26 protein-coding genes, 1 tRNA gene and 2 pseudogenes are annotated in these 26,374 nt (G+C 59.8%); 17 read left to right on the forward strand and 12 right to left on the reverse strand.

Features of this window, described 5'->3' with window-relative positions; translation table 11 throughout:
* Positions 1-42: 42 nt before the first annotated feature.
* The 4 genes from proC to OHL16_RS02135 all read right to left on the reverse strand — a co-directional run bounded on the left by proC (position 43) and on the right by OHL16_RS02135 (position 4,245).
* On the reverse strand, positions 43-897 hold the full coding sequence (gene proC, locus OHL16_RS02120; RefSeq protein ID WP_263365424.1) for a pyrroline-5-carboxylate reductase: 855 nt from the start codon (positions 895-897) through the stop codon (positions 43-45).
* A gap of 28 nt (positions 898-925) precedes the next feature.
* Positions 926-2,659 (reverse strand): DUF885 domain-containing protein, encoded by a 1,734-nt coding sequence (locus OHL16_RS02125; RefSeq protein ID WP_263365425.1) that lies wholly within the window; start codon positions 2,657-2,659, stop codon positions 926-928.
* 111 nt (positions 2,660-2,770) lie between these two features.
* Entirely contained in the window at positions 2,771-3,712 is a 942-nt protein-coding gene (locus OHL16_RS02130; protein ID WP_263365426.1) for a sigma 54-interacting transcriptional regulator, read from the reverse strand.
* 107 nt (positions 3,713-3,819) lie between these two features.
* Complete coding sequence (locus tag OHL16_RS02135) at positions 3,820-4,245, reverse strand: BrxA/BrxB family bacilliredoxin (RefSeq protein WP_263365427.1); 426 nt, start codon at positions 4,243-4,245, stop codon at positions 3,820-3,822.
* A 111-nt stretch (positions 4,246-4,356) separates the two neighbouring features.
* Between OHL16_RS02135 and OHL16_RS02140 the strand changes: the two genes are divergently transcribed.
* The gene (locus OHL16_RS02140) at positions 4,357-5,415 is read left to right on the forward strand and encodes a UDP-N-acetylmuramate dehydrogenase (RefSeq protein WP_317891018.1); all 1,059 of its coding nucleotides are present in this window, start codon (positions 4,357-4,359) and stop codon (positions 5,413-5,415) included.
* Positions 5,416-5,418: 3 nt separating this feature from the next.
* Here OHL16_RS02140 and OHL16_RS02145 read toward each other — a convergent pair whose 3' ends face one another.
* From OHL16_RS02145 to modA, 3 genes are read right to left on the reverse strand one after another with little or no spacing between them, the layout of a single operon-like run.
* Positions 5,419-6,174: an ATP-binding cassette domain-containing protein gene (locus OHL16_RS02145; RefSeq protein ID WP_263365428.1), complete on the reverse strand. Its 756-nt coding sequence runs from the start codon at positions 6,172-6,174 to the stop codon at positions 5,419-5,421.
* The gene (modB, locus tag OHL16_RS02150) at positions 6,146-6,832 is read right to left on the reverse strand and encodes a molybdate ABC transporter permease subunit (RefSeq protein WP_263365429.1); all 687 of its coding nucleotides are present in this window, start codon (positions 6,830-6,832) and stop codon (positions 6,146-6,148) included. Before modB ends, OHL16_RS02145 begins: the two co-directional genes overlap by 29 nt.
* 53 nt (positions 6,833-6,885) lie before the next feature.
* A complete protein-coding gene (gene modA, locus OHL16_RS02155) occupies positions 6,886-7,704 on the reverse strand; it encodes a molybdate ABC transporter substrate-binding protein (protein WP_263365430.1) in 819 nt (272 codons plus the stop codon).
* Here modA and thrC point away from each other — a divergent pair.
* The 8 genes from thrC (at position 7,689) to OHL16_RS02195 (ending at position 15,426) form a co-directional block, all read left to right on the forward strand.
* Positions 7,689-9,089, forward strand: coding sequence for a threonine synthase (gene thrC, locus OHL16_RS02160; protein WP_263365431.1), 1,401 nt, complete (start codon positions 7,689-7,691; stop codon positions 9,087-9,089). The two genes, modA and thrC, sit on opposite strands and share 16 nt — an antisense overlap.
* Positions 9,086-10,018, forward strand: a complete 933-nt coding sequence (gene thrB / locus OHL16_RS02165) for a homoserine kinase (protein WP_263365432.1) — start codon at positions 9,086-9,088, stop codon at positions 10,016-10,018. The genes thrC and thrB overlap by 4 nt, the downstream gene beginning before the upstream one ends.
* Before the next feature lie 325 nt (positions 10,019-10,343).
* Positions 10,344-10,676: a thioredoxin gene (gene trxA, locus OHL16_RS02170; protein ID WP_263365433.1), complete on the forward strand. Its 333-nt coding sequence runs from the start codon at positions 10,344-10,346 to the stop codon at positions 10,674-10,676.
* Between the two features lie 116 nt (positions 10,677-10,792).
* The gene (locus OHL16_RS02175; protein WP_263365434.1) at positions 10,793-11,395 is read left to right on the forward strand and encodes a TetR/AcrR family transcriptional regulator; all 603 of its coding nucleotides are present in this window, start codon (positions 10,793-10,795) and stop codon (positions 11,393-11,395) included.
* A gap of 117 nt (positions 11,396-11,512) precedes the next feature.
* A complete protein-coding gene (locus OHL16_RS02180; protein WP_263365435.1) occupies positions 11,513-12,316 on the forward strand; it encodes an SDR family NAD(P)-dependent oxidoreductase in 804 nt (267 codons plus the stop codon).
* A gap of 93 nt (positions 12,317-12,409) precedes the next feature.
* Positions 12,410-13,813, forward strand: coding sequence for a hemolysin family protein (locus OHL16_RS02185; protein WP_263365436.1), 1,404 nt, complete (start codon positions 12,410-12,412; stop codon positions 13,811-13,813).
* Complete coding sequence (locus tag OHL16_RS02190; RefSeq protein ID WP_263365437.1) at positions 13,810-14,766, forward strand: ABC transporter permease; 957 nt, start codon at positions 13,810-13,812, stop codon at positions 14,764-14,766. The genes OHL16_RS02185 and OHL16_RS02190 overlap by 4 nt, the downstream gene beginning before the upstream one ends.
* 21 nt (positions 14,767-14,787) lie before the next feature.
* Positions 14,788-15,426, forward strand: a complete 639-nt coding sequence (locus OHL16_RS02195) for a hypothetical protein (protein WP_263365438.1) — start codon at positions 14,788-14,790, stop codon at positions 15,424-15,426.
* 23 nt (positions 15,427-15,449) lie between these two features.
* On the opposite strand, the gene OHL16_RS02200 is transcribed toward OHL16_RS02195, so the two are convergent.
* Genes OHL16_RS02200 through OHL16_RS02215 form a run of 4 tightly spaced genes read right to left on the reverse strand, consistent with a single transcriptional unit; the run spans position 15,450 to position 18,491 of the window.
* Positions 15,450-16,622 carry an amidohydrolase family protein gene (locus OHL16_RS02200; RefSeq protein WP_263365439.1) on the reverse strand — a complete coding sequence of 391 codons (1,173 nt, stop codon included), beginning with the start codon at positions 16,620-16,622 and terminating at the stop codon, positions 15,450-15,452.
* Between the two features lie 38 nt (positions 16,623-16,660).
* A complete protein-coding gene (locus OHL16_RS02205) occupies positions 16,661-17,179 on the reverse strand; it encodes a metallophosphoesterase family protein (RefSeq protein ID WP_317891019.1) in 519 nt (172 codons plus the stop codon).
* Positions 17,124-17,636, reverse strand: coding sequence for an anaphase-promoting complex subunit 10 family protein (locus OHL16_RS02210; RefSeq protein WP_263365440.1), 513 nt, complete (start codon positions 17,634-17,636; stop codon positions 17,124-17,126). Before OHL16_RS02210 ends, OHL16_RS02205 begins: the two co-directional genes overlap by 56 nt.
* 12 nt (positions 17,637-17,648) lie before the next feature.
* Entirely contained in the window at positions 17,649-18,491 is an 843-nt protein-coding gene (locus OHL16_RS02215) for an ABC transporter permease (protein WP_263365441.1), read from the reverse strand.
* 273 nt (positions 18,492-18,764) lie between these two features.
* On the opposite strand from OHL16_RS02215, the gene OHL16_RS02220 reads away from it, so the two are divergent.
* The 8 genes and pseudogenes from OHL16_RS02220 to OHL16_RS02255 all read left to right on the forward strand — a co-directional run bounded on the left by OHL16_RS02220 (position 18,765) and on the right by OHL16_RS02255 (position 24,602).
* Positions 18,765-19,754, forward strand: coding sequence for an NAD-dependent epimerase/dehydratase family protein (locus tag OHL16_RS02220; RefSeq protein WP_263365442.1), 990 nt, complete (start codon positions 18,765-18,767; stop codon positions 19,752-19,754).
* 2 nt (positions 19,755-19,756) lie between these two features.
* Positions 19,757-20,518 (forward strand): WecB/TagA/CpsF family glycosyltransferase, encoded by a 762-nt coding sequence (locus tag OHL16_RS02225; protein ID WP_263365443.1) that lies wholly within the window; start codon positions 19,757-19,759, stop codon positions 20,516-20,518.
* Between the two features lie 181 nt (positions 20,519-20,699).
* A complete protein-coding gene (locus OHL16_RS02230; RefSeq protein ID WP_263365444.1) occupies positions 20,700-21,464 on the forward strand; it encodes a CAP domain-containing protein in 765 nt (254 codons plus the stop codon).
* Positions 21,465-21,608: 144 nt separating this feature from the next.
* Positions 21,609-21,683: transfer RNA gene (locus tag OHL16_RS02235), tRNA-Asn, on the forward strand.
* Positions 21,684-21,791: 108 nt separating this feature from the next.
* Positions 21,792-21,947 (forward strand): annotated as a pseudogene (locus OHL16_RS02240) (IS3-like element ISCARN86 family transposase); the annotation flags it as partial.
* A 56-nt stretch (positions 21,948-22,003) separates the two neighbouring features.
* A pseudogene (locus OHL16_RS02245) lies at positions 22,004-22,156 on the forward strand (hypothetical protein); the annotation flags it as partial.
* Between the two features lie 382 nt (positions 22,157-22,538).
* Positions 22,539-23,678, forward strand: a complete 1,140-nt coding sequence (locus OHL16_RS02250; protein ID WP_263365445.1) for a M23 family metallopeptidase — start codon at positions 22,539-22,541, stop codon at positions 23,676-23,678.
* A gap of 552 nt (positions 23,679-24,230) precedes the next feature.
* Positions 24,231-24,602: a hypothetical protein gene (locus OHL16_RS02255; protein ID WP_263365446.1), complete on the forward strand. Its 372-nt coding sequence runs from the start codon at positions 24,231-24,233 to the stop codon at positions 24,600-24,602.
* A 46-nt stretch (positions 24,603-24,648) separates the two neighbouring features.
* Here the strand turns inward: OHL16_RS02255 and dhaL are convergent, their stop codons facing one another.
* Entirely contained in the window at positions 24,649-26,364 is a 1,716-nt protein-coding gene (gene dhaL / locus OHL16_RS02260) for a dihydroxyacetone kinase subunit DhaL (protein ID WP_263365447.1), read from the reverse strand.
* Positions 26,365-26,374: the final 10 nt, after the last annotated feature.

Genomic DNA, 26,374 nt, shown 5'->3' on the forward strand with positions numbered 1-26,374 from the left:
CGTGCTGGAGGGCCTTCACTCCACTCCGAAGTATGCACGGGCCTAACCGCTGGCCAATTCTTTCGCCCGCTGCGTCGCTCGCTTCACAGCCTTGATCAGCGTCACACGCAGTCCACCTTCCTCAAGCTCCAGAATTCCATCAACCGTGCAGCCCGCCGGAGTTGTCACCGCGTCCTTCAGCAGCGCCGGGTGATATCCCGTCTCCAGCACCATCCGCGCCGAACCCAACGTTGTCTGTGCCGCCAACAGCGTCGCTACGTCACGCGGCAGTCCCACATTCACTCCTGCCTCGGCCAGTGCCTCGATGATGATGTAAAGAAACGCCGGCCCCGAGCCGGAGAGCCCTGTCACCGCGTCCATGTGCTTCTCGTCGACGACGACCGTGCGTCCGACCGTCTGGAAGATCTTCTGCGCCACGGCCATCTGATCAGCCGAGACGAACCTGCCTGCGCATAGCGCCGTAATGCCCGCCGCCAGCATCGCCGGTGTATTCGGCATCGCCCGAACCACCGCCAGGTCACACTTGGCTGCATCCTCGATGCTCCGCGTCTTCACCGAAGCCGCGAATGATAGCACCATCTTCTTCGGCGACAGCGCCGGCCGGATATGTTCGATCAGCGTCGGGACCTGCACCGGCTTCACGCCGACCAGAATCACGTCGGCCTCGCGCGCCGCAGCAAGGTTGTCCGTCGTCACCTCGATGCCGAACTGCGCTGAGAGCGCCTGCGCGCGCTCAGCATGATGCACCGTAGCAAAGAGTTGCTCCGAAGAAAACAGGTTGTTCTTCAAAAACGCCTGTAGCAGGATGCCGCCCATCTTGCCTGTGCCAAGAATGGCGACCCGCAGCCCCGGCATCGTTGGCGCGGAAGCCATCACCTCATATGTTTCTTCGCTCATGCAAAGAGGCTACCAGACTCGCACACACTTACTGCTTCCGAGAAGCAATCCACCGATCGACCTGCTGCTCCAGCACTTCCATCGGCAGTGCGCCCGAATCCAGCACCACGTCGTGAAACGCCCTCAGGTCGAACTTCGGTCCAAGTGCCGTCTCTGCTTTCTGCCGCAGCTCCAGAATCTTCAACTGCCCCATCTTGTACCCCAGCGCCTGCCCTGGCCACGCAACGTAGCGGTCCACCTCAGCCTGAATATTTGTCTCATCGATCGTCGAGTGCTCGTGGAAGTAATCCACCATCTGCTGCCGGGTCCAGTGCTGCGAGTGCACGCCTGTATCGACCACAAGCCGGATCGCCCGCCAGATGTCTGCCTCAAGCCTCCCGTAGTCGCTGTAAGGGTCCTGGTAGAAGCCCATCTCCTTACCCAGCCGCTCACTGTAGAGCCCCCAGCCCTCGGTGTAGGCCGTGTAGTACTCGTGCTTGCGAAACTCCGGCAGACCGGTCAACTCCTGCGCAGTCGAGATCTGCAGGTGGTGACCTGGAATCCCTTCGTGATACGCCACAGCCTCCACCGAAGTCAGCGAGCGCTCCGTTGCGTTGTACGTATTCACATACACGCGCCCGGGACGCTTGCCATCCGCGCTCCCCTGGTTGTAGTACGCCGCCGCTTGGTCCTTTGCGATGAACTCCGGTACCGGTAGAACCTCCAGCTTCGCCTTGGGAAGGGTACCGAAAAGTTGCGGCAGCTTCGGTTGCATCTGAGCGATGTAGTTCTTGTAGGTGTAGAGCAGCGCCTCCCCCGACGTCGGATGATACTTCGCATTCGTCTTCAAAGCCGCGTTGAAACTCTTTAGATCCGAAAAGCCAAGCTTCTTCGCGATCGCCAACATCTCCGCCTCGTCGCGCTTCACCTCGTCAAGTCCGACCTGGTGAATTTCCGCAGCCGACTTGTTCAGCGTCGTGCTCTGCCGTATGCGAAACGCGTAGTAGGCATCGCCGTCCGACAGCTCCCACACCCCCGGGTCCTTCCGTCCCGCTGGAATGTACTGCGCCTTCAGGAACCGCGCGAACCGCTGATACGCCGGCAGCACATCCGTGCCGATCTCCTCGATCACATCGGCGGTGATTCTCTTCTGGTCCGCCGCGCTCACCGTCTTTGGAAACTTCTTCAGCGGCTGCGCAAACGGGCTGTCCGCAGGTTTCTGATTGGCAAGCGTCTCCGTCTGCGCCAGCACCTTCTCCAGCAGATACTCCGGCGGCACTCGCCCATCGTCCACGCCGAGCCGCATATTCGTCATGTTCTGCGAGAAGACCCTTGGAATCTGCTTCAGCCTGGCGACATAATCGTCATAGTCCTTCACCGAGTCGAACGGCAGTTCGTTCACCAGCCGCGGCAGCTCCGTATGGAAGCCGCTGAACTGGTTCACCGGCATCTCCCACTCTTTGAACGGTGCGGCCTCCTGCCGATCGGTAAGATCGCGAAGCATCAGGCTCTTCGAGAGATTCTCCTGCTCGGTCAGCCCCGTCGTGTCGATTTCGCCCAGCTGCTGAATGAAGACGCGCCCCCGCGCCAGCCTGGCATTCACTTCGGCCACAGAGTAATCCGAGAGCTGATCGTTGTATCGCTTGTCGCCGAGCGTCGACGCAAACTCCGGCGAGTGCTTCAGCCGGTCCTCCCAAATCTCCGCAAACAACGCCGAAAGGGCCTTGCTCCGCGCCGCAACCGAATCCGGCCCAGTTGCCGGAGCCTGCGCCCACAGGGCCATCCCGAAACTCAACGCACAACCACCCAGAGCAACAACAGCAAGCTTCTTTCCCGGCATTGTGACCATGACAGCCAGTGTATCGTGCCTCAAAAACATCGCTGCCTATCCGTCTTACCCTTGTGACGAACTGCTCTCCAGCATCCTGTAAAGTGTCGACCGGCTGATCCCAAGAAACTCTGCGGCCCTTACCTTGTTCCCCTCGCATCGCTTCAGCACAAGCTGCACATGCTGCTCCACTACATCCTGCAGACGGGACGGCACCGCAGTCACCGGCACAGACGCCTCCATCTTCAGCTCCCGTAGCGAGGTCAGATCGTGCTCCTTCAGCACAGTGCCCTCGCTTTGCAGCACCCCATTGCGAATCACATTCTCCATCTCGCGCACATTTCCAGGCCACGCATGAGCCATCATGCGCTCCATCGCGTCCTCGGAGATCGCCTCGATACGCCGCCCATACAGCGCCGTAAACCGTCGCAAAAAATGCCAGGCCAGCGATGGAATGTCGTCCACGCGCTCGCGCAGCGGAACAAGGGCGACCTCCACCATGGCGATGCGATGATACAGATCCTGCCGAAACCGCCTCGCCGCCGCCAGGGAGCGCAGGTCTTCGCTCGCAGAGACGATCATCCGCTGCTGCTGCCCCGACCTCTTCCTGAGCACGGCTACCAATCGCGCCTGGGCCGTAGGCGGCATCTCTTCAATCCCGTCCAGGAACAGCGTGCCCCGTCGTGCAGACCTCATCAGGCTCTGCAGCCAGTCGTTATCGGCGCTGACCGCCGCGTCTCCGAGCGAGGCCCCATGGCACACGACAAACGGCCCTCCTGCGCCTTTGCTGTGCATCGCCCTTGCGACCATCTCTTTGCCGGTTCCGATCTCGCCGCGGACCAGCACAGTGCGAAAGTGCGGCCCGATACGTTCCACCTGTGCGCGAAGCTTTCGCATCGCATCGCCGTCGCCAACCATCTCGAACCGCAGACTCTCCGCTGCAGTAGGCAGCGGTTCGTTGAGGCGTGCGGGCGCAGGAAAGGCGAGGACAGGACGTAGGGTCGGCATGGCTACCCCCTATATCGGCAGCCAGCCCTTCAATATGAGTCACTTAAACCGGAAAGGCCTGAGATCGCGCCAGGCAATCTCAGGCCTTCAGTATCTTCGAGGTTCTTCTAAGCGGTTGCCTTCGTGCAGTAGGTATCGAACGCCCGCGCCAACTCCTGCGCGATCGCCGGAGCCGTTGAGGTCTCAATCGCCGACCGCTGCATGAGGTACACCAGCTGCCCGTCACGCAGAATCGCAATCGCCGGCGAGGTGGGCGGGTGCCCCGCAAAGTAGCTGCGCGCCTTCTCCGTGGCGTCGCGGTCCTGGCCTGCAAACACCGTGACCGAGTGGTCCGGTGTATTTGCATGCTGCATTGCCAGCCGCACTCCAGGACGCATCTTGCCCGCCGCGCAACCGCAGATCGAGTTCACCACTACCATCGTGGTCCCAGGCTGCGCCAGCGCCGTCTCCACTTCAGCCGCCGTACGAACCTCTTTCAAGCCCGCACGAGTCAGCTCCTCGCGCATCGGAATCACCATAATCTCTGGATACATAATCTCTCCCCAAACTCTTCAGCCACGGGCCCAATCCCGCGCCTTCTACGATTGTACCGGCCCGTGCGCCTCCACGCCATCTTCACGTTCCGCATGTTGTACCCTCAACCCGTGGACAGTTCCTCAATCGCCATCCAACAAAGCATCCCGCTGGCCCCCTATACCACCTTCCGCATCGGCGGCCCGGCCCGCTACTTCGCCGAGATTACCTCCGAGCCTGCCCTCCTTGAGGCCATCGCCTTCGCCCGCGAGCACAACCTCCCCATCTTCGTCCTCGGCGGTGGCAGCAACCTCCTCGTAAGCGACTCCGGTTTCGACGGCCTCGTTCTACACGTCGCGCTCCAAAGCCCCATCGCTCCATCGCGCAGCGGCTCCCACATCAATTGCACCGTAGCCGCTGGCGTTGAGTGGAACGCCTTCGTCCTCGCTATCTGTGAGCAGGGAATCAGCGGCATCGAATGCCTCGCCGGCATCCCCGGCTCCGTCGGCGGAACGCCCGTCCAGAACGTCGGCGCCTATGGCCAGGAGGTCGCCGAGACCATCCTCTCCGTTCGCGCTCTCGACCTCACGACCAACACCTTCGTCGATCTCCCCAACGCCCAGTGCGGCTTCGCCTATCGCCTGAGCATCTTCAATAGCAGCCACCGCAACCGCTACATCGTCACCGCCGTCACCTTCCGCTTCGACGCCGCGGCAAAACCCCGCCTCACCTACGCCGACCTCACCCGCCACTTCGGCAACGCACAACCCACGCCCATCGAGGTCTACCACGCCGTTCGCGAGATCCGTCACCGCAAGGGCATGCTTCTCGTCGAGGGCGAATCCGACTGCCGCGGCGCCGGCTCCTTCTTCAAGAATCCCGTCGTCCCGCAGTCCACCCTGACCTGCATCGCGACCACGCTGAACATCGCTCCCGAGAAAATTCCCCACTGGCCCACGAGCGACGGCCACATCAAACTCCCTGCCGCGTGGCTTCTCGAGCACGCGGGCTTCCCTAAGGGCTTCACTCTGGGCAACGCCGGCATCTCCTCACGCCACACTCTCGCGCTCATCAACCGGGGCAACGCTACCGCCGCGGATATCGCAACCCTCCGCGACACCATCCGCACCCAGGTCTCGCAACGTTTCGGTATCACCCTAGAGCAGGAACCAGTCCAGGTCGGTCAGTAGCCATCAACTGCCAAGCTGTTCCAGCAACCGCCGCCTCTCCTCGGAGAGGACCGCACCCACTGGCCCCTGCCGTACCACCGCGCCATCGGCGATCTTGATCACCTCGGCCCCAAGCTGAAATGCTTCGCCCACATCGTGCGTCACCGAGAGCACGGGAATCTTCCATCGAACCAGCCACTCTCGCAAGCTTGAAAGCAGTTCATCTCGCAACGCAACATCCAGCCCAGAGAACGGTTCATCCAGCAGTAGCAGTCCATTCCCATGTCCGAGGTACGTCACCGCCGAGACCGCCGCTCGTGCGACCGAAACCCTTTGTCTTTCGCCCCCGCTCAGCTCGCGCGGCAGTCTCGCCGATAGTCGATCCACCCGAAACAGTGCCAACACCTCTTCCGCGAGCTGCGACTCATCCGCAGGCTTTGAATTCCAGCCGCTCCCATACAAAACATTCCGCAGCACCGTCATGTGCGGAAACAAGCACGCCGTCTGTGCCGCGCTGCGCACCGGACGCAGATGAGCAGGAACAAACACACCAGACGCGGAATCCATTAACACCACGTTATCCTGCGCGACCCGCCCCTCATCCGGACGTACAAATCCAGCAATCGCCCTCAGCACGGTTGTCTTCCCGCTGCCGGAAGGCCCAAACAGCACCGTCCACGGCTGTGTCAGGGCAAACCCCACATCGAGCCGCACCGTGCCCACCCTGTGATTGAGCTTCACCATCAGCAGGCTATCGGACAACGTCAACCTGCCTTCCATCTACCTTCCTCACGCTCGGCAGAAGATAGATCGCCAGCAGTGCCGCCGTCGCAAACCCCACCAGCACCAGCGCCGTCCGGTTTGCCGCGGCATAATTGCCGTCCTGCACCAGGTCGTACAGCGAGATCGAAAGCGTCCGCGTCAGCCCCGGTATGTTCCCGCCCAGCATCAGCACCACGCCGAACTCACCCACAGTATGGGTAAACGTCAGCACCGCGCTTGTCAGCAGAGAAGCGCCCGCCGTCGGCAGCACCACCGACACAAAAACCCGCATCGGCGACGCACCCAGCCCCGCCGCCGCCTCGATATAGCCCTTTTCTACCGCACCAAACCCTGCCACCAGAGGCTGCACAGCAAACGGCAGACTGTAGAGCACCGACCCCACCAGCAATCCACCAAAGCTGAATGCCAGCGGATGTCCGAAGACGTGGATCAGCACCCTTCCCGGCCACGTCAGCGGCCCCAGCATCACCAGCAGGTAGAAGCCCAACACCGTCGGCGGCAGCACCAACGGCAGCGCCACTACTGCCTGCACTACCGCACGCGCCATCCCTCTGCCTGACGCGATCCACCACGCCAGCGGCAGCCCCACGAGCAGCAGAATCGCGGTCGTGCTCGCAGCCAGTCGCAGCGTCAACCACAGCGCCTCAAGATCCATATTGCGCCAGTCTATACACTCGTTGGCCCGCGTGCGCAGTGTTCGACGTGCGCTTACTTCACCGCGCCCAGTCCAAGCTTCTCAAATTGGCCCTGCACCTCCGAGGAGAGCAGCCAGTTGAGAAACGAGTGTGCCGCCGCCTTCTTTTCTGATTTCGCCATCACCACCGCGCACTGCAGAATCGGCGGGTACACCGTTGGCACACGAACGAAGCTTCCCACCTCCTTGAAGTGCGCGGAGCTCGCTCCGGTCAGCGAGATCAGCCCAAGTTGCGCGTTCCCCGACTCCACAAACTGTGCTGCCTGCGCGATGTTTTCTGCCACCACAAGATGGGGAGCCACCGTCTCGTACATCTTCATGCTCTTCAAAGCCCTCTCGGCGGCCAGACCATACGGCGCATGCAGCGGATTGGCGATCGCAATTCTTGTCACCCGCTTGTCTGTCAGGCTGTCGATCGACAGAGGCTGCAGCGGCGAGTCCTTGCGAGCCCACAGCACCAGGGTCCCCTTCGCATATTGTGTCGGAGCCTGCCCATCCGCCAGCCCCGCCGCAACGATCTTCTCCGGATTTGAAAAGTCCGCGCTCAGGAAGATGTCCACCGGGGCCCCATTCAGAATCTGCTCGGCCAGCGTGGACGACGACCCGAAGCTCACCACCAGCTTCACCCCTGTGGCCTTTTCGTACTGGCTGGCCAGCACCGGCATGACCGGCTGCAGATCGGCCGCCGCAGCTACACGAATCTCCTTCTGCTGTCCCCAGTCCACACCTGCGCTCCCCAGCCACGTCAATCCAAGCCAAAGCACAATCCATGCGACTTTGGGCCTGCGCCGCGCTTTACGATACCCTAGCTGAAACCATGAAAGTCGCGACACATCAGCTCCGATGCATTGATTGCGGTGCCAGGATTGACGGCAGCGCTGTAAACAGCATATTCCGCTGCCCCGCCTGCAATGGTCTGTACGACGTCATTTACCCCTGGTCCTCCATTCCCAACGGAGACACTCCTGCGTCCGACAGCAAGCTTCCCAACGCGAGCGCGCTCCGCTGGCTCTGGCAGGAGCGCCGCACCTCCACCCTGCCCGAGGACCAGTCCGGCGTCTGGCGCTTCCGCGACCTTCTCCCCATCGTCGACAACCCGGAAAGGGTCGTCACCCTTCGCGAGGGCAACACTCCGCTTTACGATCTTCCTCGCTGCGCCAAAGCCATCAGCATCGACTGGATCCTCGCCAAGCACCAGGGCATGAACCCCACCGGCTCCTTCAAAGACACCGGCATGACCGCCGCCCTCTCCGTCGCCGCCGAGCGCGGCTTCGAGTGGGTCGCCTGCGCGTCTACCGGAAATACTTCAGCCGCCATGGCCGCCTACGCCGCCCGCGCCGGCCTGCGCAGTATTGTCTTCATCCCCGAGGGAAAGATCGCCTGGGGCAAGCTCTCCCAGTCTATGGACTACGGAGCCCTCACCATCCAGCTCAAGACCGACTTCGACGGCTGCGTTCAGGTGCTCACCGACCTCGTCACTCGCTTCCCCATCTACCTGCTCAACTCCGTAAACCCCTACCGTCTCGAAGGCCAGAAGACCCCTGCCTTCGAGCTCCTCGAACAGCTTGAGTGGCAGGTCCCTGAGCACATCATCGTCCCCGGCGGCAACCTCGCCAACAGTTCCGCGCTTGCCAAGGGCTTCACCGAGATTCACCACCTCGGCCTCATTCATCGCCTTCCGAAAATCAGCATCATTCAAGCCGAGGGCGCCAACCCGCTTTACCGCACCATCGAAGAGAACGGCGGCAAGGAGCTGATTCCCGTCAAGGCCAACACGCGCGCCTCCGCCATCCGCATCGGGAACCCTGCCTCCTGGAAGAAGGCCCTCCGCGCCCTTCGCACTACCGGCGGCTGGTGCGAGCAGGTCTCCGAGCAGGAGATCGCACTCGCCAAGGCCGAGATTGGAGCCGAAGGCGTTGGCTGTGAGCCCGCCAGCGCGGTCACACTTGCCGGCCTCAAGAAGCTGGTCGCCCAGGGCAAGGTGGGCAGGGAAGAGCGCGCCGTCCTCATCCTCACCGGCCACACCCTCAAAGACTCCGACTACACCATCCATTACCACCGCAACGAGCTCTTCACTGAAGCCGAACAGACCCAACTCACCGCTGCCCAGCAGGCCCAACATGCCGCTCTGCGCAAGCCTCCCATCGTCCTCGAAGCCGACACGAACGTCGTCTTCCGCGAACTCGAGTCCCACATGAAGGCACCCCAGCTCGCATGACGACCCAACCTGCGCCTCTGCACCTTCGTCTGCCGGCGACCTCCGCCAATCTGGGTCCTGGCTTTGACTCCCTCGGCCTTGCCCTTGCCCTCTACCTCACCATCGACGCAGTTATCTCCACCGAGAACGCCTTCTTGATCGATGCCACCGGGCGGGACGCTGCGCAATGCTCTGTCGTCGAGAACAACCTCATCCTAACCACCTACGTCGACGTCCTCGCCTGCGCCGGCAAGCTCGCTCCACGCCTCCATCTCAGCCTCCACAACGAGATCCCCCTCGGCATGGGCTGTGGCTCGAGCGCAGCCGCTCTCCTCGCGGGAGTTTTCCTGGCCAATCACTTTGGCAACCTTGACTGGACAGGCCGGCAGATCCTCGAAGAGGCCTGCCGCCGCGAGGGCCACCCTGACAACGTCGCCGCATGCTTCCACGGTGGCATGACAGTATCGTCGTCAAGCGAAAATAAAGTATATACAGCAACATACGGGAATAACCTCAACTGGAGCCTTCTGCTTGCGCTCCCTTCGACAAGCCTCTCCACCCACAAGGCCCGCGCTCTACTCCCGGAGCACTACTCCCGCGCTGACGCCGTCGCCAACATTCAGGCGACGGCGCTGCTCGTCTCTGCCTTCGCTCTCAACCGCGGCGATCTCCTCCACGTAGCCATGCAGGACCGCATCCACCAGCCCTACCGGATGCATGCCTGTCCACTTCTACCGCGACTTCTGCCGCTTTCCACCGCCCCCGGTGTTCTCGGGGTCGCCCTCAGCGGAGCCGGTCCCTCCGTCCTCGTCATCGCAGCCGACGGACCATCGGCCGCCGCTGTGCCTGATCTGATTCGCGCCGCCGCCGGAGATTTCACCCTGGAGATACTGGAGACGGCAATCTCTACAGGAGCACTTCAGGACCCTGCCTTACCTGCCACACCCTAAAGCACTTAGATACAAACCTGCAAACATGGTAACCGTCCTGTAAAGTTACCTAAGATTTCTTTACGTTTTCCATTTTCCTCAGTAACTTAGCCCATGTGGGCAGTTCTGGGGAGGGCTGCTACGCCGCCCGTTGACCTCTCGCTATAGAGAGGTCCGGGCGTTTCCTCTTTTGGGCGCCACTTTCGACCCCCTCGATTCTGCTTCTTTTCAACAGCATTCGACAGGCATGAAACTATCAAATCCTCCGTGCATCTATTATTGTGAAGATTGCCCTGCACCGATTCGCGTGGCAAGACAGAGAGCATTCTGGGAGGGAAGGTAAAAAATGGCAGGTCAGTTCGTCACGGAAGTCAACGACGCCAACTTTGAAAAGAACGTCCTACAGTCGGAGCAACCCGTACTCGTGGATTTTTGGGCAGCATGGTGCGGCCCCTGTCGCGCTCTCGCGCCGGTAGTCGATGAGGTTGCTAGCCACTATCAGGGCAAGCTCAAGGTCATGAAGATGGACGTTGACGCCAACACGGCAACCCCCATGCGCTATGGCATCCGCGGCATCCCTGCTTTGCTGATCTTCAAGGAGGGCAAAGTCGCCGAGCAGATCGTCGGCTACGTCCCCAAGGACACCATCGACAAGTCCGTCATCAAGGTCCTCGCGTAAGTAGATCTTTTGCAGACAAACGGCCCGGCGATCTCTATTCGCCGGGCCGTTGTCTTTGCTTAGTAAACGTAGGTGCACCGGTCGATGAAATCGACCAGTCTAATCGAAACTCATCCATGACGACACAACATTCCCGGACGAAACCAAATACGCGCGAACATCTGATCGACGTCGGGCTACAGCGCATCTACGCCACTGGATACGCTAGCACCGGGGTCAAGGAGATCCTTGACCTAGCCGGAGTCCCCAAGGGCTCTTTCTACCACTATTTCCGCAGTAAAGAAGCCTTCGCCGAAGAAGTCCTTCAGCGCTACGTCGCCGAGGAGAGTCGCCGGACCGAAAGCATCTTCAGCGACACTAAGTTTCCACCCCTCACACGCCTCCGCAGCTACTTTGAGGAGATGAAGTGCCTCTGCGGATACACAGGCCCCAACAATGGCTGCCTGCTCGGAAATCTAAGCATCGAAATCGCCGGCCAGAGTGATTTGCTTCAAACTCTTCTCAGCAGGTCCTTCAACTCCTGGCAGCAGTCGATCGCAGATCTACTCCGCTCGGCTATTGATCGCGGCGATCTGGCACAAACAGCAAACCCCGACGAACTCGCATCCTTCCTTCTCAACAGTTGGGAGGGCGCTCTCGTCCGCACCAAGGCCGAAAAGAGCAACCAGCCGCTCGAAACCTTCTTTCACTTCGCGTTCGACGTCCTGCTGAAGAAATAGCCCTGACTGGGAGCCAAAAATCCCACAAAGCATTTTCTGAATCCGATAACCAACCGGTCTACTCTAACTGAGCGAACCACCTTTTGGGTTCAAAAATTCGCTCCAGTGAGGTCTCACATGAACACTCAGCTCTCCAAAGGCACAGCACTCATCACCGGCGCCTCCACAGGTATCGGCGCAGTCTACGCCGATCGTCTCGCCAGTCGCGGTTATGACCTGCTACTCGTCGCTCGTGATCAGAAGCGCCTGTCCGAGCTCGCCGCCCGCCTCACGTCGAAGACCGGCCGAAAGGTTGACATCCTTCCCGCGGATCTGACCCTCAAGTCCGACGTCCTTCGCGTAGAGGAGCGTCTACGCTCCGACAAGACCATCACCGCTCTCGTCAACAACGCAGGCTTCGGAGCCACCTCGAAACTCATCGACTCGAAGATCGACGAGCTCGAGAACATGATCCAACTCAACGTGACTGCGCTTACCCGCCTCACCGCAGCCGCTCTTCCAGGCTTTATCGAGCGCTCCAACGGCCTCATCATCAACATCGCCTCCATCGTCGCCCTCGCACCGGAGCTGCTCAACGGCACCTACAGCGGCACCAAGGCATACGTCGTCAATCTCACCCAATCTCTCCACAAGGAGGTAGGCGACAAGGGCATACAGGTCCAGGCTGTCCTCCCCGGAGCCACCAGCACCGAGTTCTGGGACCGTGCCGGTCTTCCCGTGCAACATCTTCCCGGAGAGATTGTCATGACCGCCGAAGAGATGGTCGACGCCTCGCTCGCAGGCCTCGATCAGCACGAGCTCATCACCATCCCAGCGCTGCCCGACATCGCTGACTGGCAGAAGTTCGACGCCGCTCGTGTCGCCCTCGGACCGAACCTCTCCCGCAGGCACGCCGCCGATCGCTACGGTCTCCAGAAGTAATCGTGGAAACCACTCGCGCCCGCTGATGCTTCTATCCTTTGGCCAGAAGCATCAGCGCACCTCTTCACGCGCGCACCCATTACACTGGCTGTAATGCTCGAGTGGGTTCTCTTCCGCGTCATTATGGTGGCCTTTTTCATTCTGGCCAACAGTTTCTTTGTCGCGGCGGAGTTCGCCATCGTCAGTGTCCGCGAGACGCGCATCCAGCAGCTCATCTCCCTCGGCCGTCCCGGAGCCCGCACGGCCCTTAAGCTCAAGCACACCATTGACGAGTTTCTTCCCGCCGTACAGCTCGGCGTCACCCTCGCCGCCCTCGCCCTCGGCTGGGTCGGCGAGCCTGCTGTCGCCGACGTCATTCTCCGCGTCGCTACCTCCTGGTTCCGAGTACTGCCGGAGCACGGGGTCCTTTACGCCCACACCCTCGCTGTCATCCTCGCGTTCGGGCTCATCACCTACTTCGAGGTTCTTCTCGGGGAACTCGTTCCCAAGTCACTGGCCCTCCAGCGCGCCGAGCGCATAGCTCTCGCCGTCGCCGGACCCATGGACGTCTTTATCCGCATCACCCGCCCCGTCGTCAAGCTCATGAACGCCTCTGCCGCCGTGGTTCTGCACCTCTTCCGTGCGCCGCTGCGGGGCGAAGGGGCCGTCCACTCGCCCGAGGAGCTCAAGCTCATCGCCACTGCAACCCGTCGCATGGGCCTCCTGCCTGCCTTTCAGGAGGAGATCATCCACCGCGCCATCGAGCTCAACCACCTCGTCGTGCGCGAGATCATGACTCCCCGCGGCAAGATATTCTCTCTCCCCGCCGACATGGACATCGAACAGGCCAGCGCCCGTATCGTCGAGGAGCAGCACTCCCGCGTCCCCGTCTACGATCCCTCGGGAAACGGTCCCAGCACCGGCCGCGACAACATCATCGGCGTCGTCTACTCCAAGGACATCTCCCGCCTTATGCACCTCCGCTCCGTCGCGCTCTCGCTCGGCGGTAAAGGATCCTCCGGCCTTACGCTTCGCCAGGTCATGCGCTCCGTGACCCTCGTTCCTGAGACGAAGCTGGCCATGGAGCTCTTGCAGGAGTTCCAGCAGTACCGCCGCCAGGTCGCCATCGTCGTCGACGAGTTTGGCTCCACAACGGGCCTCATCACCGCCGAAGACATCCTTGAGCAGATCGTCGGAGAGCTCGATGACGAGTTCGACGTCCGCTCTGCACTCCCGACTGCCACCGGAGTCATGACGCTCGACGGCAGTACGTCCCTTCGCGATCTCACCACGCAGCTTCACTGGGCCTTCCCGCGCGAAGCTGGCGTCGAGACCCTCGCCGGCTTCCTCCTCGCCCATCTCGGCCACATTCCCTCCTCGGGCGAGAGCGTCATCTACGACGGCCGCCGCTACACCGTCGTCGAGATGACAGGCCACCGCATCAGCCGCGTCAAAGTAGAACCCGTCACTACGCCGCCGAACACCGCCGAGGCGGCAAGCAGGGAAGCGGCCATATGACGATCTCCCGCGCGGTCCTCGCGCGCCCGCTCCGCCGCATCCTCCTCACTCTCCCTGTCCTCTGGGTAGTCGTCTCTGTCGTCTTCCTGCTCATCCACCTCGTCCCTGGCGACCCCATCGTCCAGATGCTCGGCGAAGGCGCCACCGCCTCCGACATCTCCGCCCTGCGCCACTCCTACGGCCTTGACGCCCCGCTCTCCCAGCAGTATGCCCACTATTGGCGCGGCATCCTCCACGGTGACCTTGGCCAATCCCTGCGCCTCCACGACTCCGTCACGCACCTGATTCTGCAGCGCTACCCCTACACCCTGGCCCTCACGATTGCGGCCCTCATCATCGCCATCATCACCGCGATCCCCTCAGGCATCTGGTCGGCGCTCCATCGCAACCGCTGGCCAGACCGCACCCTCGGCGTCGTCTCCCTCGTCGGACTTTCATTTCCCAACTTCGCCCTCGGCCCCATCCTTATCCTGATTTTCTCCATCAGCCTCGGCTGGCTCCCCGTCTCCACCGCAGGCACCGGAGGCGCGCTCGATTTCCTACTCCACCTCATCCTCCCGGCCATTACCCTCGGCCTCTCACTCGCCGCCATCCTCACCCGCATGGTTCGCACCGCCATGCTCGAAGAGCTCTCGCAGGACTACATCCGCACCGCCCGCGCCAAGGGCCTCAGCGAGAACGCCGTCGTCTACCGCCACGCCCTGCGCAACGCGCTCGTTCCCGTCCTTACGGTCATCGGCCTGCAGTTCGGCTCGCTTCTCGCCGGAGCCATCGTCACCGAGACCATCTTCAGCTGGCCCGGTATCGGCCGCCTCACAATCTCCGCGATCTACAACCGCGACTACGCCCTCGTTCAGGGTTGCATCCTTGCCGTTGGACTCACCTACGTCCTCGTCAATTTACTTACGGACATCGCCTACACCATCGCCAATCCGCGCATTCGCAGCAACTAGCTACAATCAAAAGCCAAGAGCATGAACTTTTCCCTCGTCCGAATCGCGTCTCTCCTGCTGGCCTCTCTCGCAGCTCCACTCGTACATGCGCAGACTAAAGCCGCCATTCCTCTCTCTGCCCCCGAGCCAACCTCCCCGCCCGCCAGCACCTTCCACGATTCCCGCTACGGAGTCACCTTCCAGAGCCCCGTCGGCTGGACCCTCACTCGCCGCGACGCCGAGGTCAGCACATTCGCCAACGACGCCCACACTGCAGCGAGTAACACCCGCATGCGCGGAGTCGCCACCATCTCCTTCAATCCTCACCCCACCTCCACCTTTTCCGGAGCGCTCTTCTATTTCAGCGTCACCCCACGCTCCAACGACCACGACTGCCGCCTCCAGGCCTCTGGACAAACCCCGCGCACTGTCACCACACAGCAGATAGGCAGTCTCACCTTCAACCATGGCTACGACGAGCACGGCAAGATCTGCGTCGAGGCCCGCGACGAGATCTACACCACACTTCGCAACAATACCTGCTACCGCTTCGACCTCGTCATCAACACCTTCTGCGGAGGCGAAGTCAGCGGAGTCCGCGAGATATCAAAGGCCGAGCTCGACGCCGTCCGCCAGCGCCTGGAATCCATCCTCTCCACCGTCCACTTCGACACGAAGTAGCAGTTCGGGGTCAAAAAAGCACATCACGGAGCACTCGCGATAATTCTTCCGCCACGGATCGCATAGAGAACACGCGTAAATGCCAGCGGATCTGAGGCAGGATCAGCCGACAACACCGTCACGTCACCCGCCATCCCAACTACGATGCGGCCCTTCTGATCGCTGACATGAAATCTCTCAGCCGGAGCCGTTGTCAGCATCGCGAGAACATCCCGGTAGTTCAACCCGGCAAGCGCAAGCTGCCGATATTCCTCCTTCACGTCATAGTCAGTCAGAAAGCCCGTGTCGGTGCTAAACATAAGCTTTCCTCCGAGTTGATGAAACCTGGCGACAATCGTCCTGATACGAGCAATATCTGAATCGCCCGAAAAAAGTTTGAGAGTGGGAATCATCGCCATGTGATGAGCGACAATCTGGCCAATGAAAACGTCGTCGATCCCGTCGACGGCCTCCGGAGCATGAGCTAGGAGGTCAACTCCGCTTTGCATTGCTACGCGAGTTCCCTCGAGATTCGAAGGGTGGGCGAAGACGAGCTGCCCGTGTTCATGACCTGCTGCGACTGCCGCCTCAGCGATAGGAAGCGGCATGGGGACGATATGGGTGTTGGAAACAATGGAGCCGGCAAAAAGTTTGACAATATCCGTACCGGCCGCAATGTTTTTCTGGACCTCCGTTACAGCTTCGGCCGGCGTATTTGGCTGAGGCAGATGAGCCAGAACTGCTGGCGGCATATCCTTCACGTAGTACGGAAGGGCATGCGGCGGAAATAGTCCGGCTCCTGCCGTGTAAATGTGCGGCCCCAGCACCTCGCCGGCTTCGATTCGATGACGCAGAGCAATCGTATTATCCGGGATCGAAGCGGTATCGACCACGGTCGTGAAACCCGAAAGCGTGAGCATCTGTTGCAACTGTTGCGTGAGTTTTTCAGCCGGCTGACTGGAAGCGTCCACCCACTTCTGTTCGGTAAAGTGGACGTGAGTGTTCCAGAAGCCTGCAAAAACGATGCACGTTGCGCACGATATCTTGGTTATCGCTGCCGGAATCGGGGCGTGTTCGCCAACCGCGGCGATTCTTCCATTGCGGATGATGATGGTTGTGTTGCTGGTCGGTTGCGCTTCGGGTGAGGTATAAACCTTAGCTCCCACAATCGCCATATCCTGCGCTTGCACCTGCCAGGACGCGAGAAGCAGCGGCATAAGAAGAAGTTTCTTTAACATGCCGGGATTCTACGGACTCAGCCGACCGAGAGTTCAATCACTCTTGCTTGCACTTCATCTCCCAACGTCACCAACGCCACAGAAACCGGCAACCTAAACCGCCGAGGCCCCGCACTCCCCGGATTCAAATAAACCACCCCGCCCTTCCCGCTCACCGAAGGCCTGTGCGAGTGCCCGCTCACGACCACCTGCACTCCCGCCGCCACCGGATCAAGATCCAGCCAATCCACCGAGTGGACCAAATAGAACACAACCCCACCCAACGAAACCATCTCTGTAGCCGGTAGCTCCCTACAAGCCCCAGACACGTCCACATTCCCGCGAATCGCCGTCACCGGAGCGATCTCCCGCAACGCGTCCAGAATCGCGGCATCCCCCACGTCCCCCGCATGCAGGATATGCTCGCACTCCGCCAGCGCCACGCGGGCCTCGGGCCGAAGCAGCCCATGCGTGTCCGAGATCACTCCGATCAACATAGCGTCAAGCCAGACGAAGCCGCTGCAGCGAAGCCACATGCTGGCCCAGCTTAGGATCATGACTTCTGTCTGGATCGATCCTGAGCTCCAGCGCAGTAACACCATCGAGTTCCACCTTGTAATCTTCTAGTTCCTCGGTCGCCCCATGCGGCGAAAAGTTCCACTGCTGCCGCTTCACTTCGCGCAGCGCATCGCCCGTCTGAGCAAAGACCGCAAACTCCTGTGTCCGCTCCGCGACCCGGTCCACAAAGTGAACCTGAATTCGCCGAACCGCCTGCGGCTTGTCAAATAGCACCCGAATCACCTGCGGCCCGGTCCCCGCCGCTCTCCACCCAGTCGTCACCGTCTTGCCCAGCGCATGCTCAATTGGAAACGCGGCGTCCTCCGACGTTAGCTCCACCTGTGCGATCTTCTCGAGATCAAGCCAATCACCACCAGCCGCTACACTCGCGTCGTCCTTCACCTCAAGCAGCCTCTTGCGCACAGTCACCCCCGTCGAAACACCAGCGCCAAGCATACTCCAGTCACACTAAAGCCCGGCTCGCAACCGCGTCCTTGGGTCCAGATAATCCCGCAGTGCATCACCAATAAAGTTGAACGACAGCACGCAGAGCATCACCGCCATCGCCGGAAAGAACACAAGGTGTGGCGAGTCGAACAGGTGCGACCTGGCATCATTCAGCATCGCCCCCCAACTCGCGGCAGGCGGAGGAACCCCCAGCCCCAGAAAGCTCAGAGTAGCCTCCGCGAGAACCGCCGCGGCCATCCCAATCGCCGCCTGCACAATCAGCGGTTGCACAATGTTCGGCAGAATATGCCGCACGATAACCCGCATATCCGACGCCCCCAGCGCCCGTGCCGCCTCGACGAACTCCCGCTCCTTCACCGCCATCACCTGTCCGCGCACCAGCCTCGCATATCCCACCCACCCCGAGATCGCGAGCGCCACAATCACATTCCCCAGCCCAGGCCCCATGAACGCGACAAATGCAATCGCCAGCAGAATTCCCGGCAGCGCCAGAAACGCATTCATCACGTACACATTGATCACCGTATCGACCCACCCGCCATAGAACCCAGCCGCACACCCCGCCACCAGCCCGACCGCCAGCGACAGCCCTACCACACTCACTGCCACCACCAGCGAGATCCTGGCCCCGTACACCACACGCGAGAGAATGTCCCTCCCCAGTTCATCGGTTCCAAACCAGTGCGCCGCACTCGGTCCCATCAACCTGGCCTTCAAAGCAATCTGCGCCGGATCGTGCGGAGCTAGCCACGGCGCAAACACCGCACAAACCGCAAACACCACCAGCAATCCCACACCAATCGCCGCCAGAGGCTGCTGCTTTATCCGCACAACGAAATCCATTCCATCAACGCCTGTTCTTGCAGGTTTGCACCGACACGGACTCAAACTACTCAGAATCCCTACATCATATCTGGCGTTTGCCATCCCGTATCCAGTGCGCACTCCCTGCCGTGATCCTTTCTGGATGTTGCATCTGATTGCTACCACTTTACCGCCACTCCCAACGGACTCTGCCCGCGGCTATACTTACCCAAGACCTTCCCAGAACACCGTCGAAGGATGACGGGCAATGCGCGCCATCTCGACGGAAGCAAAGCAAAAGGAGCCCAATTCGTGGAACTCAGAAAAGAGAAAGCGGTAGTCTGCGGTGCAGGTGGTTTTATCGGGGGCCATCTCGTTAAGCAATTGCTGGCGAACGGAGTCGATGTCGTTCGGGCAGTTGATATCAAGCCCCTTGATGATTGGTATCAGGTCACCACAGACGTAGAAAATCTCGTCCTCGACCTCAAGGACAAGGACAATTGCCACAAGGCCGCTGAGGGAGTCACCGCAGTCTTTCAGCTCGCCGCCGACATGGGCGGAATGGGCTTCATCGAAAACAACAAGGCCCTCTGCATGTTGAGCGTTCTCACCAACACCCACATGCTCATGGCCGCGCGCGACAAGGGCGTCGAGCGCTTCTTCTACTCCTCCTCCGCCTGCGTCTACAACGGCGAGAAGCAGACCAACCCCGACGTGGTGGCCCTCAAGGAAGAAGACGCCTACCCCGCGCTCCCCGAAGATGGCTACGGCTGGGAGAAGCTCTTCAGCGAACGCATGTGCCGCCACTTCGAAGAGGACTACGGCGTTCAGACCCGCGTCGCACGTTATCACAATGTCTACGGCCCCCTCGGCACCTGGACTGGCGGTCGCGAGAAGGCCCCTGCCGCCATCTGCCGCAAAGTCATCGAGGCCAAGCACTCAGGGAAGCATGAGATCGAGATCTGGGGTGATGGCAAACAGACGCGCTCCTTCATGTATATCGACGACTGCACCAAGGGCACGCAGATGATCTTTGAGAGCGACATCCACGAGCCTCTCAATCTCGGTTCCGACGAACTCGTCACAATCAATCAACTTGTCGACATCGCCGAGGAGATCGCCGGCATCAAGCTCAAGCGCAACTACAACCTCGGCGCTCCCAAGGGAGTCAATGGCCGCAACAGCGATAACACCCTCATCCAGCAGAAGCTTGACTGGGCACCTTCCATCAGCCTTCGCGAAGGTCTCGCCAAGACCTACGCCTGGATCGAGAGCGAGATGCTTGTCGGAGCCAGCAAGTAGCGATGCCCGACAACGCCGGAGCCACTGGCTACCACCGCATTCTCGGCGTCGATTTTTTTGACGGATCGGCTCAGGCCGCCATTGCGAAGTTGCGTGATGGCGGTCTCCTCGTCGTTCCGGCGGCTCCCGCTCTCAAGGACATCGAGCACAACCCCGGCTACCGCGAGGCCTTGCTCAACGCCGACCTCGCCATCACCGACTCTGCCTTCATGGTTCTCATCTGGAACCGCCTGCAGGCCGAAAGCATCTGCCGTCTCTCCGGCCTCGAGTATCTTCGCGAACTCCTCCTCCAGCCCGACGTCCGCCAGCCCGGCAACACGCTGTGGATCATGGCCAGCCCAGCCAGCGCCAGGCGCAATCTCGACTGGCTCGCGGAGCAGGGAATCGTCATCCCGGAAGACAACATATACATGGCTCCTATGTACGGGCCAGAGATTGAAGATACTGCTCTGCTCGACCGGATCAACCGCATTCGCCCGCAACACGTCATCGTCACTGTTGGCGGAGGCACGCAGGAGCGGCTAGGCCTATATCTCAAGCGCAACCTGTCCTATCTCCCCGCGATCCATTGCATCGGCGCTGCCATTGCCTTCCTGAGCGGCGATCAGGTCCACATCCCTGTCTGGGCTGACAGACTTTACCTTGGTTGGCTCTTCCGCTCTCTATCTGAGCCCGCTCGATACATCCCCCGCTATTGGGCTGCGCGCAAGCTCTTTTCGCTCATCCTCCGATATCGCAGCAACCTGCCGGCTCTCAAAACCTAGCTACAAACTCCAGAACCTGCTGTTCCTCTGCCTGATTCCCGACTCCCCCAAACGTGGGATTAACCGCGGCTGTACTGCTGCCTAACATCGCAGGTAGCTGTCGCCGATGTACCCCCTGTGGGAAACCGGGGAAAAGATTTCTATGGGCCACAACAAGATATTCAGAACCACTCTTGGATTCATGACTTTCCTGGCCGCCTTTATGACGCCAGGGCTCGCGGTCAAGACCACCGGCAACCCCACCAACGTGGCCGAGCAGTTCCTCCTTGCCTCGGCAAATCAGGACCGCGTCGCCCGCGGCCTGCATCAGCTACAGTTTGATCCCGTCCTCGCCCAGGCAGCACTCTTTCACGCTAACGAGATGGCCGACCACGACGGCATCTCCCACCAGTTTCCCGGCGAGCCCGACCTCGCCGAGCGCGGAGCCGCAGCCGGCGCGCACTTCTCTCTCATCACCGAGAACGTAGCCGAAGCCGCCGACTCCTCCATCATCCACGATCTCTGGATGCACTCCCCCGGCCACCGCGCGAACCTCCTTGATCCCGAAGTCGAGGTTGTAGGCATCGCTGTCGTCGTCCGCAACCACCAGTTCTACGCCGTCGAGGACTTCGCCAACACGGTCGAATCCCTCTCTTTCACCGAGCAGGAGTCCTCCGTAGCCGACCTCCTCGCCCACACCGGCCTTCAAGTCATCAATGAAACCGACAGTAAGACAGTCAGTGTCGACGACGCCCGCAAGACCTGCAGCATGTCCTCCGGATACGCCGGTCAGCGCAAGCCCTGGTTCATCATGCGCTTCACCGCCGATAAGCTTGATCGTCTCCCAGACGAACTAGAATCCCGAATCGGCACCGGGAAATATCATCAGGCTCTGATAGGAGCATGCGCCGACGACGACACAGGTTCCTTCACCGGCTACAACATCGCAGTGCTGCTGTACCCGTAGCGGGAGTCTTCCTTTCAAGCTGACTCTTCCGCAACATATCGCTGTATCGGGCCCCTGCACCCTCCCGCAGCCCCTTTGACCGGGCCAAGCGCATTTGTTATAAATAATGCAGCGCAGCGCGTTTCCAAACGTGCTCCACGACACTCCTGAGTAGCTCAATGGCAGAGCATTCGGCTGTTAACCGAAGGGTTGTAGGTTCGAGTCCTACCTCAGGAGCCATAAATTAAAGCACTTACAAGCTCCCTCCAAAAACTCAACCCCACAGAACCCCACACTAAGCGGAGACCCGTTTCTTTGAAAGTCGCGGATTCCGCGTTTTGGGCAGGACCGCACTCCTCGTTGGGCTATCGACCACCAGCACCGGAGGCATGGATGACCTCAACAAGCAAGGGGCATGGAGAAGTGGAAACCGCTACGCGCTTCCCACTTCTCCACACCCCCGACGGCGGCTATCTGAACTCAGAGAGAATCACGCTACACTAACTTCTCACTGGCACAAAACATCGGGCAATCCAAACGTAAATTGGGAGTTCGATAAGGATGGGATCATGCATCATCGGTACGCCTCGATCAATGATCTGCCCATCAAGGAGAACGGCAGGAAGTTTCATTGGCCTGAGTGTACCGGAACATCCGTTACACTTTGGACCGGGGACATCCGTTACAAGTCCCTTGCGGAGTCGAGGGTTTAATTTGAGGGTTTTGGATAGTTTTTGTCTCTGTTTCTAAACACATCTCTCGCCGTCGAGGCCGTGGTAATGTGGTAATCCCGAAGGGATTTCCACAGAGTGTGGGAAGGGTGGGAAGCCGGCTTTATGGCTTCCCACCCTTTCCATACTCTGTCATTTCCATGGTCTGCTTCTGGCGTTGAAGGACATTGCTCTGGCGTCAGGTTCAAGCGCGACCTTTCGCCATAAGCCTGCAGCACGCCTAAGACCAGCAGCCAACCTTTTGCTCACAGGCTAACTTACCCTGTCGGGTCGATGGATAGGATTCAAGGGCTCTTGCCGTAGACTTTTCCGAGTGAGACAAACCTTCAGATCTTCGATCATGGCGTGTATTTGGATTGCCACTGTGTTCCACGCTAACGATGCGGCGGCAAGGCAACGACAGTCAGTAGCAGTGAGAGACAACAAAACCGATTTCCAACGGCGTTCAGGAATCCAGATCGTCAGAAGGCCTGATCGACCCTTTATCGAGCGGCGCAACGGCCAGCAACTCATCAACTTCGATTTGTTTATTAAGAATGTTGGGACAAAGACATACAACCTTGTCTCAATCAAACTCCAGGTATTCGACAGTGGCGACCATCTCGAACTCGAGCGTGAACTTAATGAGAATGGAAGGCCTCCTGCTCTCGATATGATTGGAGAACGCCTATTGCAGCCGGGCAATGTTTTGGACGTATTCCAGCCGTTTTACGCCTTCGATGCGGCAGTTGATGTCAGCCGAATGCACTTTGAATTGTTGTTTATGGAGCAAGGACATGCTGCTCCACCTGCAGCGATCACGACGGATGAACTGGTCTCCGTGGATGTGCGACCCAGGTCATACAATCCGGTTGCATTTTCGCTTCCACTCCACGGTTTGGTCCTGGTTCACGATGGTCACGATTTTTATTCCCACCATCGGCGCTACAACCTGGTGGCAAGATACGCGGTCGATCCCGGCTCGGCAGTATCCGCGAATCTCTACGCGTACGATTTCATGACGACCACGAGCGCAGGCCTACTGTTCAAGGGTGATCCAAATCGTAAGGAGAACTGGCTTTCCTACGGAGAACCGATATTTGCACCGGCGGACGGTTTGGTGATCGAGATGGTCTCCGATCTTCCGGAAAATACATTCACCAGCACTGGAGATGCTCAATCTCCTTCACTAGAAGAGGCGAAGGATCCAATGGGGTTCGGCAATCACGTGAAAATACAGCATGCTGACGGACGAGTCAGTTGGCTACTCCACATGCAGCCAAATTCGATTCGAGTCAGGGTTGGAGATCATGTGCGTGCCGAACAGCTCATCGGCAAGGTCGGCTTTTCTGGTGATTCACTCTTCCCTCACTTGCATTACAATGTAACCGACGGTCCCAACTATCCATCTCAGGGCGTGCCCTCCTACTTCAAACAGTTTGTCCGTGTCTTGGGTGAGCGCAGGACACCCATGTCCAAGGGCCAGATCGATACCGGCGATATAGTCGAGGATGGGACGAACTGATCAGATATGGGAGCTATAGGACAAGTTGCCAGATGAGGGGTGAGATGGAGCTTCATAGCTCCGAAATACCGCATGGTCAGTAGTCATTTCTCAGGCGCACTTGACATTCATCAGCTCGACGGAACCTCCGATTGCTTAGCGCGAGAATTTAATAGCAAGAAATGCATAGCCGATCGCGATTCTACGTTATCTCATAGACATGGACACGATCGGTCCCCAGGCGAGAACGAGCATCTAAAAGTCGGCCGAGGAGTCGTTGGTTCCATTTTCGATATAGATCCCAACCAACGAGAGGATTGCCACAATGAACGGTTCTACTGAACTGGCAGAAAGTCTCATTACCTCTTCCCCAATTCTCCCGGAGAGCTTGCGGAACCTCGAGAAGTACCAGAGCGAGCGGCCGATCGGCAATCAGGAGACCGAGAGGCCACACATTTCCTGACCGGCTCGCCGGCCAGCATCGAAGCCATATCCGTATCAACGGGATTCCAATACGTCCGGGTACCTGGTCCGGACGGAAAGCTTGATCAGTTCGCACATTCGAGTGTCATCATGTTTGCCACGCCAGACGGCCGACTTTCGAAATACATATCCGGGATCGAGTACACGCCTCGCGATCTGCGTTTTGCACTGCTGGATGCGTCACAGAAGAAGATCAGCAATGCTGTGGATCTGCTTTTGATTTACTGCTGCAGCTATAACCCTGTTGTTGGAAAGTACTCTGTCGGAATCCTTTCGCGTCGTGAGTATCGCAGGAATGGTAACCCTTGTGGTTGTAGGAGGGCTCCTGATGTTGATGATGCGCCGAACAGGAAACCATCGTACGATCTGATCGATCATTTCTCCAGGACGCAAATTAGCTTAGCGGACGAGCTCTCACTGTTACCGGATGACGAGCGCTCCGCAAGCTGTCTGATCAATTGAAATCGCCTCAAACAGAACTTCCTGCAAATGGGTTCGAGCAAGTCGCTTAGCGTGGAAAGAGTGCCTCGCAAGCGGAGCGCAGCCAGATGGTGATCGCCTTCGCTCCTGGATCGGGATAGCCGAGCACCCGGTCCCCGAGATAACTAGACCGCCCTAGACGTGGTTTCATTTGGGCCGTCGCCTCGACCCCGCGCTCCGCCGCTTCGACCGCGGCCAAAACTGATTCGCGCGACGCCTTCCGATCCGGACTCTTCTTTAGTGCCTTCACGAATGGATCGAGCGCATCCAGCATGGTTCGATCGCCTGGCTTCGCGCCGCCCAGTTCGCTGATGGCCCGGCAGCCCTGATCGAGCGCTTCGGTCCATGGCGCCAATCTGGTCGCGCCGGAGCTCTCCAGAACGCTGCCGCAACGCAGGAAAAGCACCCCATAGAGCGGTCCTGATGATCCGCCCAACTCGCGCCGGAGGGTATGACCGAGCGCTTTGAGCGTAGCGGGAACATCGTCCAAAGGGTACGACCCCACCGAGCCTTGCACGGCTTTGGCCGCACGCTCCATGCTGGCGCCTAGGTCGCCGTCGCCCGTAACGCGGTCCATCTCAGTAAGCTCACTTTCGCCGTTGATCAGCGCCTTGCATGCGGCCTCGATGGCCTGCTTTGCTTTTTTGCCTGCCTCCGATTGCGCGCCCTTGCCGGTCGACGAGCTCACGTTCGCGCTGACCTCCCCTGCGATTCTCGATTCCGGTTTGCCTGGCCGTTGTTTCAACACGTTTGGCCATGCAGGAGCCGTTGTAGCTGCGTCGAGCCAGCGCAGCCACTCATCGTTGACACCGAGAACGGAGATCGAGACCCCCGCCATATCAAGGGATGAGAGGAATGTTCCGGCATATATTCGCTCCACCGTAAGCCCGTTGCTCTCAAGAAAGGGCACTGCGTGGCAGGCCACAATCGCCAGCTCCATCTCAGTGACTGCCCCCAGATTGTTCACCATCACAGCCACGCGCTTCTCGTCGCCAAACTTCCCGTGCTTCAGAATTTCGGTCAGCAACTTCTCTGTTAGCGTATCCGCGGGCTGCAGCTCCGTCCGCTTCACTCCGGGTTCTCCGTGAATACCGAGGCCAAGCTCCATCTCACGCTCGCCGAGTTCGAAGCTGGGCTTTCCAACTGCGGGCGAAGTTCCCGCCGAAAACGAAACGCCCATGGTCGCCAGAGACTCGACCGCCGCTTTGCCCGTTGCCGCTACGTCGGCCAGGCTCTTGCCTTCGGCCGCGGCAGCCCCCACCAGCTTGTGAATGAAAACAGTGCCGGCGAGACCGCGCGCACCCGTGGCCTGCCCCGTTCCTTTCAGGGCAACGTCATCATCCACGACGACCATTTCGACCGAAATGCCTTCAGAACGCGCCATTTCGGCCGCCAGACCGAAGTTCAGCCGGTCGCCGGTATAGTTCTTGACCACCAGCAGCACGCCGGACTTTCCCGAAACCGCCTTGATGGCGGCAAAGATGGAGTCGCTGCTTGGCGAGGTGAAGACGTCTCCGACCACAGCGGCACTCAGCATGCCCACACCGATGTAGCCTGCATGTGCCGGCTCATGGCCGCTCCCCCCGCCAGAGACTATCGCAACCTGTTGGTTACGAATTAGCCCCACATCCCCGCGGACCATGGCCTTATGTCCCGGCAAGCGGGCCGCACCTGGTTGTAGCACGGCCAGCCCTTGCAGCATTTCTTCCACGACGTCTTCCGGACGGTTAATGAACTTTTTCATGGCGAAGCCA

The sequence above is a fragment of the Edaphobacter bradus genome (assembly GCF_025685645.1).
Taxonomy (GTDB): Bacteria; Acidobacteriota; Terriglobia; order Terriglobales; family Acidobacteriaceae; genus Edaphobacter; species Edaphobacter bradus.